Origin of the sequence: Haloferula sp. A504 (assembly GCF_044385805.1) — a bacterium.
Lineage (GTDB): Bacteria > Verrucomicrobiota > Verrucomicrobiia > Verrucomicrobiales > Akkermansiaceae > Haloferula.
On the sequence record NZ_JBISBU010000197.1, the window covers coordinates 1 to 524 of the forward strand.

Sequence of the window (524 nt, forward strand, 5' to 3'; positions counted from 1 at the left end):
CGTCCACACGCTGGACCACGCGCTGACGTTCCCCGCATTGTCATACGCGCGAACCCGCCAGTAAATCGTGTCATACGGGATGTTCGTTCCCGGGGTGTATTCGGAGATAGTTACCGTGGTGTTGATGTCGCCCCAGGTGATATCCCCGTCGTAGATGTCGATCTCGTAGTGATCCACGCCCGAGCCGGAGTCCGACGAGTTATTCCAGTCGAAGCGGGGAGTCTGGTCGCCGGTCGAACTGCCGTTGCTCGGCGAAGCCAAGGACGGCACGGTCGGATCGGTCCGGTCGACTCGGAATGTCCGGGACGAACTCCAGGAACTCCAGTTGCCGGCATTGTCGCGCGCCCTCACCCGCCAGTAGTAATAGCCATCCGGAAGCGATGAGGTGGTGTCGTTCGATGACGAGGGTGTTGCATCGAATTCCGGGCTGCTGAATGAGCTGCCGTTGTCCACCTGCACCTGATAGTAGTCCATCCCCGATCCGCTGTCGCTCGAGTTCGACCAGTCCAGGGACACGGTGTCGT

1 pseudogene is annotated in these 524 nt (G+C 60.5%); it reads right to left on the reverse strand.

From position 1 onward, the window contains the following. Positions 1–524: pseudogene (locus ACG2LG_RS24160) on the reverse strand (hypothetical protein); the annotation flags it as partial.